Source organism: Dictyobacter alpinus (assembly GCF_003967575.1).
GTDB lineage: Bacteria > Chloroflexota > Ktedonobacteria > Ktedonobacterales > Ktedonobacteraceae > Dictyobacter > Dictyobacter alpinus.
In genome coordinates this window covers 2,484,439-2,501,561 of sequence record NZ_BIFT01000002.1, presented here as the reverse complement: position 1 = coordinate 2,501,561, position 17,123 = coordinate 2,484,439, and the positions used below count along the sequence as shown (strand labels likewise).

Below are 17,123 nucleotides of genomic sequence, written 5' to 3'. Positions count from 1 at the left end.
CCACTAAATTTGTAGTAAGAGCATAGTGCTTACTCGGATGCTTTAGCACTCAAGTAAGCACTATACTCTTGATGCAGGGGATCAAACACTGATCAAGACAAACATTGTAGAGCATCTTTCAAAAAATAATGCTCTGATTGATCAGGTCCGTAGCTGGCAGCGGTATGGGTATGATGATTTTGATCTACGCACATCACATAGGCTCCTTTATTCAGGGGATCACTACGCTGAAAAGAATTCGCGTTGCCCCCTTCAAAAGAGATCAACCCACTGATACCTTCAAAGGTCACATTCTGGAGTGCACTATTAAAATCGCTTACCGATGGCAAATTACTATTATTATTTATCGACAAACTTTTATCCAATGCATGAAGAAAAGTATTCGTCGCATCGTATGATAGAATCGCATGTGGCGCCAGCAAGGCATATGGTTGACCACTGGGTACATCCGCAGTCTGACCAAACACCTGATCAAATTCCTTTTTAAAAGGACTATTCGGATCGATCGGTGAAGCATAGACGGTTGCAAACACAGTCTCATACTCATTATCCATATAGCCATTCATCTCATATAAACCATCTCCACCCAGAATCGGTATCGTCTGCGTAATGCCTTTTCTTATCTTCAACTCATGCAATGCATTCTCAAGTGGCTTAAGATCAGCTTGATAGCCTGAAAAGTAAATCATACCTGCACCCTGGTCCAGAGCATCCTGCAAACCTTGAGTAATAGTATCGATTCTACCCACTACATATTGCTCCAGAATAGGATGGAGATTGGGAACCTGAACCTGAGCCTGCTCAAGAAAATCGCGATTGAGGCTGGTACTATATGGATCGGTACTATCGCTAAATACCGCAATATTCAGTGGAGCATCTGACTTCAGATGCATTTTTGCTTGATAAGCAGGCACCATATGCCTGCCAAAAAATTGGCCCATATATTTACTCTGAACTTTGTCAGATGACACCACACGATAAAAACCAGGGGTATTCGACAACAAATCACTGGTCGCAGAAGGAGAAACAACAGGAATATTCGATTGATGCAAGGCGGCAAGCTGCCCCAGAGCAAGCTGGGTGGAACGACTAAAAGGCGGACCAATCATGCCACGAAATGTTGGATCTTTCCTGGCATACAGAACAACCTGTTTCATGACCTGCTCAACCGTTTGATCAACCGCCAGACGCGTCCCGATATTAACAATGACCAGACGCACTTTTAGCTTATGTTTTGCGTTATAATCTTTTTGCGCGAGGTACGCCCCACTCAAATCCTTCAAACCCACAGAAATCGAAAGCTCACTATCATCCAGCGTACGACTAAGCATCGTCGCTACCATCAAAGTCATATATTGTTTATTGGTAACAACCTGCTTATTTTCCTGAAAGATCAGAGATTCCACCTGTTTCTCTGAAGTATTACCATTGGACTGATCAAAAGGACTGGCATGATTTTCATCAATAATTCCAACAGTAACTTGCTCAGTACCAGCCTGGATCTGCGAGGTCCCTACACCATTTGGGCAAATAGATGCCAGCACGTCAACCTGATGCTCGATACAGAGTTGATTTGGATAAAAGTAAGTAAAGAAAGAACTAAATTCTTTTGGAGTCAGCAGCATAAAAACTAGAGTAATAATTACAAAAGGCGTAGCCAACGTATAGAAGCGGGTCAGCCAATGCCAGATTCTTTGCACAAAGTTAGGAAGATGGCTAAAAAGCCGATAGAGCAAGGGGTCTGTGTACTTGAATATACCATCCCAGACACGCTTAAAGCCTTCAATCGCCAGGAAAGCGGCCACCGAGCTCCAGGTATACTGATACGCTGAAGTGAAGAAAGAGATGATAAAGATGCTAATTGTGATGGCCCAGAGGATGTTTAAGGTCCAGCCATCCCCCGCAAGCTTGTCAGGGACAACATCTTCAGCCCCTGTTTGAATATAAAGTGGATCAGCATTAGCCGGGGCATTCGTATTGGTAGTCGATAACTTCTTGCTCATATAAAACATTCCTTTGGGTAAGAAGATCAGGCATGGTGCCCATAATACAATACGTGTTCCCATATAGCAACGTTGCATAAATAAGGTGAGTACTTGTCGATAAAGCAAAATTGTAAAAAGCAGTGTAAAATAAGTGTTAAAGCTAAACACTCGCCAAATTATCCTGAAATTTAAGCCTGGGGGAAGGCTCTAAATCTGTATGTATGCTACAATTGCTAAACTGACAGAAAGCTTAAATGGGTGGAGAGAAAAATGGATGGGTAACAGTACCACGATGTTATGGACAGAATGCTTGCTGCGTTCTGGAATTAGAGGTAACTTTTGAGAAAGGACACAAAGACCAATGAATTCGTTTGATCAGCTCGCCCAGGAAATATTTCGACAGAAACAGACTATGGAGAGCTTGCAAGCAGAAAATGCGGAATTACATCGCCAGATTGCAGATATACAAGATGGCCGAGGCGTTTTCATCATGGTGGGTGATCAGCGCTACTCCCTCCGCTCAATTCGAGAAGCGATGAATGAGCGCGAGCGCGGACGAAACAGTTTTTAACTAAAACTGCGAACAATGACAAAAATGACGGACACGATTGTGTCCGTCATTTTTAGCAGTATGCGCTTAGTTTTTGACGACCTGAATAACAATCTTACCGGCTACACCTCCCTGCTCAAGTTCGCGCTGAGCCTGGGCCACTTCTTCCAAAGGCATAACTTTAGCGATAACTGGTTTAATCTTGCCACCTTCAAGAAGATTGCGCAGATAATCCAATTTATAACGCTCGCGCTGCAGGAAGAGATAGTGCAAGGTAATGTTCTTCAAAAAGGCAGGATAGGTATTGCCAGCGATATCAACGACACTGACCATACGGCTATACATCTTGGTAGCCGCAATACTATTCGCGATCGTCTCACCGCCAACGGTATCAAAGACAACGTCTACCCCCCGACCATTCGTCTCCTTAGCGATGACATCCACATAATTTTCTGTCTTATAATCGATCACGCGATCAGCACCCAGTTGTTTTGCCAGCTCTGCATTTTTACTACTACAGGTTGTAAAGACATAAGCACCTGTAGCATGAGCGATCTGAACAGCCAGTGAGCCCACTCCACCTGTACCACCATGGATCAAAACTGTCTCAGCGGGTCTTAATTGAGCCCTGGTAATTAAAGCATCCCAGGCAGTACCACCAGCCAGAGGAATACTGGCCGCCTCCAGATGTGACAAATTTTTAGGTTTATGGGCCACAATCGCTTCGCGAGCCACATGATATTCCGCATAACTACCGCCGCGTCCAGGAATATCCGGAGTATAATAGACCTCATCACCTACCTTGAAATCCTTCACGGACGCGCCCACTTCTTCAACCACACCCGAAACATCATAGCCAATAATCGCAGGAGGCTGTACACCTGCCCACGAACCAGCCTGACGAATTTTATAATCAACTGGATTAATAGAGCTAGCATAAACTCGCACTAATACTTCATCCGCCTCAGGCGTAGGCTTTGGCATTTCCCTTGCCTGAAAAACCTCGGGCCCACCAAATCCAGTAATAATCATTGCTTTCATACATTCCACACTTTCCAAAAAAAGAACTGTGTTTCTAATTAAACACAGCAGATTTGTTCTCTATGCCATTACGATATCGACAGTATAGGCATCATTGTCTAACACTATAAATCTTCATCTCTGACACGATAAGACTATTCATAAAGTAGACAAAGAAAGCAGGCAAACTCTTCTATAAAAGTGTTGGACCGCAAGAAAGTCCAGATATTACGCTTAATCTTCCTCATACTGTTGGAGCTGCTGCCAGCGTGTCTGTAGCATAGCGACATCAGCGGAAGTTAAGCCGGCCCGCTGACAGCGTTCAACAAACAACTGCTCATAGCGGCCATCAGGACTGGCATGGGCCAGTTCGATCTCGTGAAAGGACTCCAACAGGACCTCTTCATTCTGGGCAAATGTGGCATAGTTGCCCGCGGCCCCACTGACATTGACCGCAAAACGGCGGCAGGCGGCCAGGACTCGTACGCAACGAGCCTCGTTGTCTCGCAAAGCCGCCAACTGCTCCTGTGAATATTGATCATTCATACTATTTCTCTACTTGATGATTTTATGTGCGCAAGTACACTTCAACGTCGCCCGAAAACTAGGAAAGCTATCATTAGCATAACACAATTCGCCTTCGCTTGATCTTGAAGTGCGAATGTGAAGTGCTTCATAGAACTGCAGGCACAAATCTACTATCATTGCGCTATATTCATACCATGATATGCATGCCAAAAAATCTTTGTGCGGGTCACAGTAAAACCACCACAGTAAAAACGACGTGTTATACCATGGCTTACACATAATAGATACAACAAATACATATTTAGCCTCATACAATCAAGAAGGATCGCAAGATGGCAGAGGAATCGAAGCAACAGCCAACATGGCTAGAGAATATACAGGTAAATCGCAGGAAATTTCTAGCGCTCTGCGCGGTTGGAAGTATGCCTGTTTTACTAGGTGCCTGTCAGACACCCGTCAATGCAAATCCGGGAAATACCCCACCAACGATACCCGCTAAACCAACGCTACAACCAACGCCAACGAAAGCACCTGTACTTACCGAGGCAGACTGGTCAGCGCTGGCGAAAAATATAAAAGGCACCTTGCTGCGTCCAAACAACGCTCAATATGCCACGGCCCATCAATTATTTGATCCACAATTTGACGCGATCAAGCCTGCAGGGGTCGTGTATTGTACTTCGCCAAAAGATGTGCAGACCTGTCTGGCATTTGTTGAACGCTTTAACCTGCCGATCACCGCACGCTCTGGTGGACACTCATATGCAGGCTATTCAACGACCACAGGACTCCTGCTGGACGTTTCGCGCATGAATAGTATCACTCTGGATACTGCCAGTGGAAAGGCCACGATTGGGAGTGGAGCCAAACTCATTGATGTCTATGCTCATCTGGCAGACAATGGTCGTGTCATTCCAGCGGGTTCATGTCCGACCGTAGGAATTTCCGGGCTAACCATGGGCGGTGGCGTTGGTGTGCTTGGGCGGAAGTTTGGTCTGACCTGTGATAATCTGCTCTCAGCCCAGGTTGTAGTGGCCGATGGTCGCCTGGTTACCTGCGATGCCAACCAGAATCCCGACCTCTACTGGGCACTGCGAGGTGGCGGTGGCGGCAACTTCGGGATCGTGACCTCCTTCACCTTCCAGACACATCCAGTGGATACGCTCTCTATCTTCACGCTTGGTTGGGCATGGCAGGATGCGGCCGCCGTCGTTGACGCCTGGCAAAACTGGGGTCCGCAAGCACCTGACGAACTATGGTCCAACTGTCTGTTACTCAATACCACAGACAAAAACGGCGATCCAATTGTACGTATCAATGGCGTATTTGTGGGTGGCGCGGATCCCCTTAATCAGCAACTGCAGACACTCATCAATAAACTAGGCATTGCACCCACAGTGCGCTACGTCTCTAGCGCAGGCCTGCTGGATACCATGCTCTATGAAGCCGGTTGCTCAGATAAAAATCTCAATCAATGCCGATTGCCCAGTCAGGACCCGCAAGGACAAATACAGCGCAACGCCTCGGCCGCTAAATCGGATTACTTTAGCAAAACCATGCCACGGCAGGGTATCAATGCGCTCGTCAACGCCATTGCCCAGCGGCAGAAGTCGTCACTACCAAACACCGGCGGCATCGGCATCGACACATATGGTGGAGCTATCAATCGCGTCGCTCCAGATGCCACCGCGTTTGTACACCGCAACATGCTCTTCTCAATCCAATACAATGCGAACTGGGACACAGATGCGAGCGCAGCGATCATCAGCCAGAACCGCACCTGGCTCAATAATACCTGGCAAGCGATGAAGCCATACGCCTCAGGAGCCGCCTACCAGAATTATATTGATCCAACTCTGGACAACTGGCAACAGGCATATTATGGGAACAATCTGGCACGACTGCAAAAAGTCAAAGCCACCTATGATCCTAAAAATGTCTTCCGCTTCAAGCAAAGCATTCCATTAGCGCACTAAGGGTGGCTAAAGGCTTGACTCTCACCATACATGAGAGTGTATGCTCTTTTCGAAGGCTTTCATAAAAAAGAAGAAATGAGAAAAGAGCATATGCAGCTCAAGATTGGTGAGTTTGCGCGCATCGGTCAGGTATCGATCGTGACCTTGCGCTATTACGATCAATACGGTTTGCTTAAACCATCGGCGCTAGATCCTGAGACGGGCTATCGCTATTATAGGCTGGATCAATTACCACGGCTAAATCGGATTTTAACGCTGAAGGATCTCGGTTTTCCCTTAGAGGAGATTGCCCTGCTACTGGAACACGATCTTTCCCTGGAACAATTACGTACACTATTTGTGCGTAAGCAAGACTATGTTCAGCAAGTAATCCAGACCGAACAGGCACGGTTGAACCGCATTGCCGCACGCTTACGCCAGATTGAGCAGGAGGAGACCATGCCCGATTACGATATACTATTAAAGCAAGTCCCACCTTTGCTGGTGGCATCAATACGCGAACGCATTCCTGCTAGCAGTGAATATGGCATATTAGACCAACAGCTCCTGGCCTATCTTCAGGAAAAAGGCATCCAGATTTCAGGACCCAAATTGTTCCTCTGGCATTCCGCCCACAGATGGAACGAGGAGCGGATGGAGATTGATGCAGAGGTCGCCGTACCTCTGGCACATAGGATAGCTGGAAACGAGCAGATCAACATCCACTACCTACCAGCCAGCCTGGTAGCCAGCACCGTACATATAGGAAATGACCTGTCAATCGGCCGAGCTTACATGTCCCTACGTCGCTGGATAGAAGCCAACCACTACCAGCTCAGTGGTCCGGTACGCCAGATTCGACTCCAATCACCAGAAGCAGCAGATACAGGCAAACCAATTACTGAAATGCAATTTCCAGTTAGTTTACAAGCAAGCTAAATATATAAGAGGAGACTATCGACAAGGCATGTAGAATGAAGTTTGCCATCATTTTAAACAAAAAAGAGGAGTCCTTTTTGGGGGCTCCTCAAACTTACATACTAAGTATACCTGATAATTCTCCAAAAATCAAGGCTTTTTTGCCGCAAAATTTGTTTTGTCCCTTGAAAATTTACCGAGAATATGTTATACTTGTTTATGTCACATCAAGAGAGCCCCCAAATCGGGGCTCTTTTTTATGCCAAAAAACCTCGCATCTTGCGGCGTGAAGAGCAGATTCATCCAGGTACCCATAAACATGCCTTTCAATATAAAAAGAGAGAGGTAGCACACCTCCTCAATTGGACTCGTGAGCTGACAAAAGCGTGATCATGAAAGTAACAGCCTGGCGTGTTAGCAGAGGATCGCAAGGAAGTGGTGATGGTGCATCCAAGAAGAAGGATTATCTTATGCGAACCCGATTTCCGGCTTTACAATCACGCGATTTTCGTCTGCTCTGGGGTGGGCAGTTATTTTCAGGTATTGGCACGCAGATGCAGATTATTGCGATTAACTGGCATGCCTATCAACTGCTACGCGGTCAGGCATTCCATTTCTCGCTCTTCCAATGGCATTTTGCCCTTGATACACAGGCGCTGGGCCTGGGCTTACTGGGTTTGATTCGCGTCGTACCTATTTTTCTCTTTGCTCTGTTTGGTGGCATGCTGGCCGATCGCTACGATCGCCGCTTGTTAGTTCTCTGGGCACAGATCATCTCCGCTATATGTTCTGGTCTGCTGGCACTGCTAACCTTTACGGGCCAGATCACCGTTGTTTTGCTGTATATCCTGACCGCCCTAGGAGTGGCGATTACAGCGTTCGATGAGCCTGCCCAGAACGCGCTCTATCCTGAATTGGTCGCCGATGAGGATCTTCCCAATGCTGCCACGCTCTACTCCCTACTATGGAATATTGGGACCATCGTAGGTCCATTGCTGGCCACGCTACTGCTGGTCGTGACCAATCTGGGTAGTATTTATCTTTGCAATGCGCTCTCATTTCTGGTAGCTCTGGTCACTGTTTTTGCCATGCGTTATCGAGGGAAGTCACAACCCGCACAGATGGAACAGAGCTGGCGCATGATGGGTGAGGGGCTACGTTTTGCTTCACAGACGCGCATGATCTGGAGCAGCATGTTGCTCGACTGTGGCGCAACATTCTTTGCATCGGCCCGCATGATGCTTCCACTCGTCGCTGATCGTGTGTTACATGCAGGCGTTGTAGGCTATGGACTCTTAGGTACAGCCCAACCACTAGGCTCGATCCTGACTGGCTTCACACTTGTGATCCGTAAGCCTATTCAGCACCAGGGACGGGTATTGCTGATAAGCGTGGCACTCTATGGTCTGGCCACCGCCCTATTTGGTCTTTCACCCTTCTTCTGGCTCTCATATGTGCTCTTCGCACTGACCGGGGTTGGTGATACGATCTCTACGGTAGTACGAAGTATGATTCGACTTGAATGGACACCAGAAGCTATGCGCGGCCGTATTAATGCCATTCATATGATGGTAGCCTTTGGTGGACCACAGGTTGGTGAGCTGGAAGCTGGTCTGCTGACCGCCTTGAGTAGTGTCTCCTTCACCTTGATCTCTGGCGGTCTCGTCGCGCTACTCCTCGTCGGTTGGACCGCCTGGCGCTATCCTGATCTGCGTACATACAAGTACGAACCACGCTACAAGGGATAAATACAACATTGCGGCCCTGGCATCATTTCTTTCGCTTGACTCTCACCTTACATGAGAGTGTATGTTCTCTCTGAAGATTGTTTATAGGCAAGAATGAAAGGAATAATATGACAGTTACGCTACAACCACATGTGGAGGAACGGCTCCGCTCTGATAAGATGGTCTGGCTGACCTCTATCCGTCCCGATTGGCGTCCACATAACATACCAGTCTGGTTTCTTTGGGATAATGCAACCATCCTGATTTTTAGTAAGGCAAAAACTCAAAAGGTACGCAATATACGCCAGAACCAGGCCGTCGTACTGGCACTCGATGATACAAAAGATGGTCGTGATGTGGTAATCCTTGAGGGAACCGCTCAATTGCTGGAAAAAGGACAGGGACGTGAGGCATTACCAGCCTATAGTGAGAAATATCGTGAAGGGCTGCGAGGGATTGGTGTGACCGCCGAGCAGTTTACGATGCTGTATTCGCAGCCCATACGTATCACACCGATCCGCCTGATCACTGGCTAATAAGCCAACACATATAGAAACTCTAACCAATTTTCACAAAAGCGCGAATAAACACTTGACCTGGAGCGCTCCAGGTAATAGATAATAGAGCCATGATAGATGATACAGAAACACCAACCTACTTTACTCTTCAGGAAGTGGTTCAGAGTACTGGTCTGAGCGAACATACGTTACCTTACTACGAACAAATTGGCTTGTTGAGTAAGCCAATTCGTTCGTAGTAGCGGCCATTGTAGATATACCGTTGAAGATGTCTGCAACATTGAGACGCTGGCTTGTTTACGCACAACCGGCATATCAATTGAGGATTCTACTTGAAAGGAAATATCATGGCAATAGCAATCATCACTGGCGGAAGCCGTGGACTTGGAAAAGATATGGCGCTGAGTATCGCCGCCAACAAGAATAACTGCCTGTAATATCTAAACGCCGCCCAACCAGTGGGCGGCGTTTAGTGTCTTTGTGGAACATTCAGAGCTTTTTACTCGTATACATCAAATGTGGCAAAATTATGGTCTTTCCAAAGCATAATCATCCCCAGGAGTAGTCAATAATGTTCATATCAAGGCTCTACAGAAAAAAAATACTCGAGTATTTGTTCGGAAAATTCACGTTCTTTTGCCAGTCAGGATGTTTAAACAAAAGTTTTTGTGCTTCGTGTAAATCAATATGATAAACAATACGTAATATTCTCAATGCATCCCCCAACAGTAAACCTTGTGCATGAAGACGAGCGATGGTGGGCTCTACTTCCTTCTCCTTTTCAGATAAACGTTGATAGTTATCCATAAATTGAGATGCTAATGCTGGAGCATTATAATGCATTTCAAGCCCTCTTTGTGTTTTAGAACAGGAATCATAGCTAAAGATTCTTTATCAGTATCATCCAGTTCGCCTCAGGCGAACCACTACCTTTTTACGTCTGACAAAATATTTTACACCTTCATTCATGGTATCCATAATCATCTATATTTGCGCCAGAGGCGTATTCCGACGAGACCACCAGCACTGGTGCAGATGGCAAGTGCCAGTCCCACCCATAAGAATACAGGAGGATTGTCGGCCGCCTTCTCTCTAGCTGGTGCTTGCGAGTGAGTTTGGGTGGTATCTGTTGTGATATTAATACCCGGTCGGCGCCGTAGGGCTAGCGGTGAGGGTGTTTTATTGGCCGTCTGGACTGCCTGTTTGGTTGGCGAGGCACTATGTGTTGGCGTTGCCGGGACTGGCGTGGAAGCGGCAACGGCCCCATGTGCCTGGGCCGAATTGGCGTTTATAACCATACTACTGGTGTCAACAGCTTCAAAGTCGCTACCTTTGATTGAACGTAAGGATGCCAGATCATCGTTGATCCAGCGATCATCGGGCGCTCCACCCACAAACCAGCTACTCCCATTATCAGCAAGGATCATTCCATAGCGCTTCAAAGCCGTCAGGACGATGCGTGTTTGCGGAGGATAGGCAGAAATATCGATGTTTGCTTTAAGACGCATCCGCAATCCCATCGGAGGGAGATTAGGATCGCTATTTGAAGATGCAAAGTGACGAGCAGGCCAGACAAAGGCCTTCTGTGTTGCATTAGCGGTGAAACGTAATGCATGATTAATCGCACCAGACGCAACTTCATCATAACGAGCCAGGCCCGGTAAAATAGGCAGCCCCGCGGCATCCGCGGACGTCCAGCCCTGTGGGCGTAAATCATTTGTGGTCAGATTCCAGACCGCCCCACTGCCAGCATGCCAGCCTGTACCTTGTGGATAGCTGCTAAACATCTCATAAAGCTTACAGGTCCCACTTTGTATCACCAGCACGTGTCGATCACCACTACTCTGTGCACCACCTTCAATAGCAGTTGTCGTCGGCACAGGATAAGGTCCTGGCTCACTTTCCCCAGCGTAATCAAACTGGACCGGCACACCTGGCTGACTGGCCGGCACAACCGCATAAGGAATACCAATTGGAGCACCATTATACAGTCCCGCCCCAAAGTCAGCATGCATAGATTGCGCACCACCCATACTGGCAACATAGTTAGCCGAAAGCGGATGCACCGGAAGCGCCGAAATATCTTGATTCCAGGCATTATCAGCCGGGAAAATTGGACATCCACCAGCGTATGATTGCTGCTGATTTTCAAGCCTGGCAGTAGCCTTAGCCGCCCCTTGAGATGTCAGCGACACCATACTCAATACCATTATTAAGCAGGCAAGGGCATAAATACAGCCTTTACGCCATTGCCGTTTCTGTAAATACATAACTCACCTTACAATATACTGTCCTGATTAGACCAATACAAATCAGCAAATGATACGGTCTGGCTCAAAAAATACTGCAAACACACCTATCAACACAAAAAAGCACAAAACCTGGATCTACTTTACCATACAACGAATACTTCGTCACCAGAGCCATGACTATAACCATCTGGTCGCGGTATTTCCCACTAAGACAGAATAATCGCTTGAGCAGATTTGGCGCGTGCAAGCTGGGCTGAAGAGATAGTGGCTTTCCGCAGGTCGGTTCCCATCACTATTGCGCCTTGCAGATCGGCGATGCTCAGATCCGCTTCCCGTAAATCCGCCGCACTTAAATCTGTCCCTTGTAGGATCGCTGCATGCAAGTTGGCTCCCTGTAAATCAGTTCTACTCATAATGGCGCCCCGCAGGTCGGCCCGGCTCAGAAGCGCCTGCTTCAAATTAGCGAGACGGAAATTAGCCTGGTGAAGATCCGCTTCACGCAAGTCAATGTGACTTAAATCAGCCCCCTGTAAACGAATGATGGGTTTTACCCCTTCGATAAGACCTGCCTCATGTAAAAATCGAATCACGCTTCCTTTACGCACATTGTCTAAACGAGAAAGGACCATCAACGTACGTACCCGTGCGATGTTGCGCACCTCATCTTCTGGTTGGGACACACGCAAATTTTTCTCAATCAAGAGTTCAGCCATTTTATCAATATAAACTTGTAGCAAGGTCTCCTGTTGATTATCAGTGGTGAGTTCACGTTCAAGCGTTGCCTGTTGTTGAGCCGCTTGCCGCTCTCGACTCTGTTGAAGCTGATTGAGCCATACCCCACCAAGAGCCAGAACGACTGGCACAATGAGTAATTGCAGCCAATCCCACAGTGTTTTTCCACGTTGAACATCGCTGCCGTGAAGTGGAGGATTATATGCACCAAGTCCGGCCCAATCCCAGTTGAACCAGTAGCCACAGACAACGATCACGATGAAGGCAATTCCAACACCACCGATGAACAGCGTCCTTGCACGAAATAAGAAATGCCCGCGCATTTTTGTCCACAATGAATAGAACTTCGCTCTCATTGTATATCTCTCTTTATCGTCCAAAATAAAGGTAAAATGGAGGATAATAAATTTACTTGATTATAACAGATGTTGATGGAAAAATACCTCTATAATTGTAATTCGTTACAGACTATGAAGGCATATATATAGATAATACAGCGCAACTTGATGGCAGAGAAATTATATTGGGGAGAAGTCATGACAAATAAATATGTATATAAACTCTTTGAGAGGATATTACTGAATCAACCCACGCAGACCATTCATATTCCACAAAAATCCATCTCTATTTATCGCACACCTGAAGAATGGAGTCAGTATTGGCAAACCAGAGGTTTTTCTTGGAGAACAGAACCAGAAATTGAGAGAGAGCGGCAGGCAAAATTAAGCCAGTGCCGTGCGCTTATCCCGGATATTGAGAGAGGGATTTATCCGTTCAAAGGGATGAAGCTCTCTCGTGCTGATGCAGCTCGCTTCACTTATCAGGGACAGACACTACAGCGGAAAATACGCTGGCATGAGCGCGCATTTGGCAGATGGTTTTTCTCTCTGTTTCTCGCGCTACTCACAGGATATGGTTATCATATGTGGCGCATTATCATGGCCTATCTCCTGATTATCGCGCTCTGTACCGCTGCATATTTCAGCATTGGCATCTATTATCCTCCCCATTTAACCCTGTTGCAGGCGTTCCTCGAAAGCGTTACAGCCTTCCATGGTCGCGTTTTCTATGAGCTATTTACTCCCGATACGCCGCAAATCTGGGTGACCGCCTTGGAGGCCATAGCTGGTCTCGTGCTAGAAAGTGTTTTTATTGCGATGCTCACACAACGCTTCTTTGGCAAGTGACCAATAAAGAGCAAGATCCAAGAAGTTTTTTCTATTCATGGAGAGTATTATATTTCTAGTTACCTCTACAAACAGCAACGTGAGAGCCTGGGTTCTGTGCTCAAGTAAATAAAAAGGAAGCTTCAAAATGCCTGAAGTACAAACATTGTTGGCCGGGCTTGCGTTCGGTGAGTCACCGCGCTGGCACGAGGATCGTCTCTGGTTTTCCAACTGGGGCATGCAGGAGATCGTAGCCGTCAACCTTGCTGGTAAGAGCGAAGTCATGGTCCGTGTTCCAACCACCATTCCATTTTGCATCGACTGGCTACCCGATGGACGTCTGCTTGTTGTCTCAGGACGCGAGGGTCTCCTGCTACGTAGAGAGCCCACTGGAGAACTTGTCACGCATGCCACGCTCTCCAATTTAGGCAGCATCTGGAATGAGATCGTCGTGGATGGTCGCGGCAATATCTATGTAAATGGCGGCGGCTTTGGTGCTCCTGGAATTATCGCTGTGGTTACCAATAATGGACTGGTACGTCAGGTGGCCACTGGACTTGAATTTCCTAATGGCATGGCCATCACACCAGATAACAAGACACTGCTTGTCGCTGATTCCCACACCAGCCAACTCCTGGCCTTCAACATCGATGAAGATGCGAGCCTGTCAAATCAGCGCGTCTGGGCCAGGATTGAAGGCTTCGCCCCTGATGGGATCTGCCTCGATACTGAAGGTGCCGTGTGGTTCGGAGATGTTCCCAACAAATGTTGCGTACGCGTACGCAAAGGTGGTGAGATCTTGCAGAAAATCCAGCTTGATCGCGGCTGCTTTGCGTGTATGCTTGGAGGAATAGACGCACAAATGCTGTTCATGATGGCAGCCGAATGGCATGGCTTTGAGCATATGGACAACGCGCAACGGACCGGCCAGGTCCTCATCACCCATGCGCCCGCACCAGGTATCAGCCAACCATAATTGCAGGCATACAACCTCTTTCAAAGAATAGTAAGGGCATAAGAATATGCGAAAAATCATTGTCTATAACATCATCTCACTGGATGGATATCACACCGGGCTGGACAACGATGTCTCGGTCATGTTTCCCGTGATGGGAGGCAAAGCCTTCAACGGCTATAACGCCGAACTGCTACGTACAGCCGATACGTTTCTGGTGGGCCGCGTTTCCCACGAACTGTTTCACGGCTACTGGCCCAAGGTCGCCGAGAATCCAGATTCTGACGAGTGGACGGACGAACAGAGGGAGATGGTACAGGCTGGCAAGTCCGTCAAAGATATCGTTGTCTCAGATACGCTGGTGGACAACCGGCCCAATATCCGCATCATCAGGCGTGCAGACGTGTACCAGCAGATTGCCGAACTCAAAAACCAAAATACAGGCAAAGATATTTTGATGACAGGCAGCAGAACGCTTTGGAACGATCTGCTGGCACATGATCTGGTAGATGAACTCCATCTGATGATTGGCAACATCGTCTTAGGAGAAGGCGTTCCCGTCTTTGCAGGCAAACCTCCCGCATCACTTCGGCTCATCGGTGTGCGTAGTTGGGAGGACTCTGAAAACATCCTTGTACGTTACGAAGTCCTTCACAAATAGGATAGGGTTCAGCGAGAGTGACAAAAATCAAGATCAAACTACAGCTATGTACTCTGCGTGTGAGTTAGGAATTATCGCCTGCAACGACCTCAATTGAGTCGTTAGGCTGGCGTTGGTTAAGGAAACGCGCAAGCAGTGGCAGGGCACAGGCTACTGCCAGGATGACCACGATAACATAGATGGCGGTATGGTATTCCATATTTGATATCAGAATAGGACCAACAATACCGCCAGCACTCCAGGCAGTCAACATGGCTCCATAGATGATTCCAGAGTATTTAGCGCCGAAAAAGTCAGCGGCAAAGGCTGGCATGGTACCGAAACCACCACCATAACAGAGACCAATCAGCGCACCCGGGATAAGCAATAGAGCGAAGCCGCCAGCCCCAATCTGAGCCAGAAACAGGAAAGCGACAATCTGAACGATAAAAATGGCCAGAAAAGTAAATGGACGGCCAATGGAGTCAGAGAGCCAGGCCCAGAGCAATCGTCCCAGTCCATTGAAGACTGAAATAGTGCTAACAAAGACCGCCGCAGCGATGGCATCCACAACGGTGAATTTTTGCGCCAGTGGGGAGGCTACCGCAATTAAGGCTGCACCAGCAGTTACGTTGAGCGCCAGGATGAGCCAGAGCACATACCAACGTGGTTCCCGTAGCGCCTCACCCAGGGTATAATCCCGGCTGGTTCGTACGGCCTCAGTGGTTGCAGAAGGGGTCCAACCAGCCGGGGCATATCCCTCAGGCGCCCGGCGAAAGAACTGGGCCGCGCCCACTACGACGATGAGATAGACAATCCCAAGATAAGTAAATGTCGATGCAACACCTATCGATGTGGGAGCCAATAGTGGTGGTACAGCTTGTGCGATCACAAGCGCGCCCAGACCAAAACCAGCAACTGCCAGACCGGTGATAAAACCGCGCCGATCAGGGAACCAGCGCAACAGCATTGCCAGCGGCACAATATATGCGAGTCCAATACCGATGCCACCAATAATTCCATACGTCAGATACAACAAATAAACATTGTGGACTGGTAGAGTTAGCCCCGCAAGCACAATGCCCAGACCATAGAGAATACCTCCCACGGTCGCAACGGCTCTAGGACCATAGCGAAGTTGGAGATAGCCGCCAAAGGCGGCAGTAACACCAAGAGCAAGCAACGTGATAGAGAAGGTTAAACTAATCGGTGCAAGTTGCGCGGCAGTCACTTTGCCAGCCGGGATACCATTAAATAGACCAGCAATAGGTTTGGAAAAGACACTCCAGGCGTAAACCGAGCCAAGAGCAAGCTGTAATACAAAAGCGGCGATAGCAATCAGCCAACGATTTGGCTGCGTTGAGGTATTGAGCGCTGAACTACTCATCAATGAGTCCCTCCATGCGGTGTTCACGTTCATAGGCAAAGTAGCTGTGGTTAGACCTTGATTTTGTCCTCTTCGCTGCACCCTATCCTGTCAGATCTGGCCAAAATCAGTGGCACAGCCAGTATACCACATCAACCAGGCCTCCCTTCCCGGCAGCTCGCAAAGACAATACCTCATATATGTTCATTGTTGTGCTGGCAAAAAATTGGCGGACCTTTGTATTTTTAGGATATTATGCATTTTTTGCATGCAAGTTTTTCCATAAGTAAAAGACAGCTTCTCCTGGCGGGCAATTTTCGAGTTTTCCATAGAGAATATATCCCAGGCGTTGATAAAATCCTGGAGCTTGAAAGTCGGAGGTTGTAACACGGGCATAGCGGCAACCACGTTGTTGTGCTTCGCGCTCAGCTTCCATCATCAACCGACGACCCAAGCCATGCTGACGAAGGGCTTCATCGATCCAAACAATGCTGATCTCGAACCACTGAGGAATGGCATGTGTTCTGCCAACAAGCCCGCCCAGTACCATTCCCGTTGGATCGAGAACGGTAATCTGAAGCGGTGAAGGATCAACATGCTCAATTGGAAGTGCAGCACTATGGGTCTGATTATAGGCGAGAAGCTGGTTCGTGAGATATTGCTCTCGTTGGATGCTGATGTTCGGATCGAAGATATATTCCTCGCGCACCATGGCTTCGCTCTCCTTCCATAACAATTGATGCAGCTCTATTGTATCCACTTCTTATAAGATCGACAAGGGCACAAGCGACGATTCATACAAAAAGCGACG

17 protein-coding genes are annotated in these 17,123 nt (G+C 47.7%); 9 read left to right on the top strand and 8 right to left on the bottom strand.

From position 1 onward, the window contains the following. Nucleotides 1-92 precede the first annotated feature (92 nt). A complete protein-coding gene (locus EL633_RS32505) occupies nucleotides 93-2,003 on the bottom strand; it encodes a type 1 periplasmic-binding domain-containing protein (protein ID WP_161982640.1) in 1,911 nt (636 codons plus the stop codon). A gap of 343 nt (nucleotides 2,004-2,346) precedes the next feature. On the opposite strand from EL633_RS32505, the gene EL633_RS32500 reads away from it, so the two are divergent. Then, the gene (locus tag EL633_RS32500) at nucleotides 2,347-2,556 is read left to right on the top strand and encodes a hypothetical protein (RefSeq protein ID WP_126631363.1); all 210 of its coding nucleotides are present in this window, start codon (nucleotides 2,347-2,349) and stop codon (nucleotides 2,554-2,556) included. 66 nt (nucleotides 2,557-2,622) lie between these two features. Here the strand turns inward: EL633_RS32500 and EL633_RS32495 are convergent, their stop codons facing one another. Then, entirely contained in the window at nucleotides 2,623-3,585 is a 963-nt protein-coding gene (locus EL633_RS32495; RefSeq protein WP_126631362.1) for a zinc-dependent alcohol dehydrogenase family protein, read from the bottom strand. 204 nt (nucleotides 3,586-3,789) lie between these two features. After that, complete coding sequence (locus EL633_RS32490; protein WP_126631361.1) at nucleotides 3,790-4,101, bottom strand: hypothetical protein; 312 nt, start codon at nucleotides 4,099-4,101, stop codon at nucleotides 3,790-3,792. Between the two features lie 314 nt (nucleotides 4,102-4,415). Between EL633_RS32490 and EL633_RS32485 the strand changes: the two genes are divergently transcribed. From EL633_RS32485 to EL633_RS32465, 5 genes are all read left to right on the top strand, one after another. Then, on the top strand, nucleotides 4,416-6,059 hold the full coding sequence (locus EL633_RS32485) for an FAD-binding oxidoreductase (protein WP_126631360.1): 1,644 nt from the start codon (nucleotides 4,416-4,418) through the stop codon (nucleotides 6,057-6,059). Nucleotides 6,060-6,149: 90 nt separating this feature from the next. After that, nucleotides 6,150-6,977 (top strand): MerR family transcriptional regulator, encoded by an 828-nt coding sequence (locus EL633_RS32480; RefSeq protein ID WP_161982639.1) that lies wholly within the window; start codon nucleotides 6,150-6,152, stop codon nucleotides 6,975-6,977. 449 nt (nucleotides 6,978-7,426) lie between these two features. Further along, nucleotides 7,427-8,704, top strand: a complete 1,278-nt coding sequence (locus EL633_RS32475; RefSeq protein ID WP_161982638.1) for an MFS transporter — start codon at nucleotides 7,427-7,429, stop codon at nucleotides 8,702-8,704. Nucleotides 8,705-8,811: 107 nt separating this feature from the next. Next, entirely contained in the window at nucleotides 8,812-9,219 is a 408-nt protein-coding gene (locus EL633_RS32470) for a TIGR03667 family PPOX class F420-dependent oxidoreductase (RefSeq protein ID WP_126631357.1), read from the top strand. 92 nt (nucleotides 9,220-9,311) lie between these two features. Beyond that, nucleotides 9,312-9,440, top strand: coding sequence for a MerR family DNA-binding transcriptional regulator (locus EL633_RS32465; RefSeq protein ID WP_126631356.1), 129 nt, complete (start codon nucleotides 9,312-9,314; stop codon nucleotides 9,438-9,440). Nucleotides 9,441-9,789: 349 nt separating this feature from the next. Here EL633_RS32465 and EL633_RS32455 read toward each other — a convergent pair whose 3' ends face one another. The 3 genes from EL633_RS32455 to EL633_RS32445 all read right to left on the bottom strand — a co-directional run bounded on the left by EL633_RS32455 (nucleotide 9,790) and on the right by EL633_RS32445 (nucleotide 12,541). After that, complete coding sequence (locus tag EL633_RS32455) at nucleotides 9,790-10,044, bottom strand: hypothetical protein (protein WP_126631355.1); 255 nt, start codon at nucleotides 10,042-10,044, stop codon at nucleotides 9,790-9,792. 137 nt (nucleotides 10,045-10,181) lie between these two features. Further along, nucleotides 10,182-11,471 carry a hypothetical protein gene (locus tag EL633_RS32450; RefSeq protein ID WP_218027627.1) on the bottom strand — a complete coding sequence of 430 codons (1,290 nt, stop codon included), beginning with the start codon at nucleotides 11,469-11,471 and terminating at the stop codon, nucleotides 10,182-10,184. Between the two features lie 188 nt (nucleotides 11,472-11,659). Beyond that, complete coding sequence (locus EL633_RS32445; RefSeq protein ID WP_126631354.1) at nucleotides 11,660-12,541, bottom strand: pentapeptide repeat-containing protein; 882 nt, start codon at nucleotides 12,539-12,541, stop codon at nucleotides 11,660-11,662. A 180-nt stretch (nucleotides 12,542-12,721) separates the two neighbouring features. Here EL633_RS32445 and EL633_RS32440 point away from each other — a divergent pair, with 180 nt between their 5' ends. The 3 genes from EL633_RS32440 to EL633_RS32430 all read left to right on the top strand — a co-directional run bounded on the left by EL633_RS32440 (nucleotide 12,722) and on the right by EL633_RS32430 (nucleotide 14,967). After that, a complete protein-coding gene (locus EL633_RS32440) occupies nucleotides 12,722-13,372 on the top strand; it encodes a hypothetical protein (RefSeq protein WP_126631353.1) in 651 nt (216 codons plus the stop codon). A 127-nt stretch (nucleotides 13,373-13,499) separates the two neighbouring features. Next, nucleotides 13,500-14,327: an SMP-30/gluconolactonase/LRE family protein gene (locus EL633_RS32435; RefSeq protein WP_126631352.1), complete on the top strand. Its 828-nt coding sequence runs from the start codon at nucleotides 13,500-13,502 to the stop codon at nucleotides 14,325-14,327. Nucleotides 14,328-14,373: 46 nt separating this feature from the next. Further along, nucleotides 14,374-14,967 carry a dihydrofolate reductase family protein gene (locus tag EL633_RS32430; protein ID WP_126631351.1) on the top strand — a complete coding sequence of 198 codons (594 nt, stop codon included), beginning with the start codon at nucleotides 14,374-14,376 and terminating at the stop codon, nucleotides 14,965-14,967. A gap of 64 nt (nucleotides 14,968-15,031) precedes the next feature. On the opposite strand, the gene EL633_RS32425 is transcribed toward EL633_RS32430, so the two are convergent. After that, entirely contained in the window at nucleotides 15,032-16,333 is a 1,302-nt protein-coding gene (locus EL633_RS32425) for an L-lactate MFS transporter (RefSeq protein WP_126631350.1), read from the bottom strand. Nucleotides 16,334-16,565: 232 nt separating this feature from the next. Then, nucleotides 16,566-17,024: a GNAT family N-acetyltransferase gene (locus tag EL633_RS32420; RefSeq protein ID WP_126631349.1), complete on the bottom strand. Its 459-nt coding sequence runs from the start codon at nucleotides 17,022-17,024 to the stop codon at nucleotides 16,566-16,568. Between the last annotated feature and the right edge of the window lie 99 nt (nucleotides 17,025-17,123).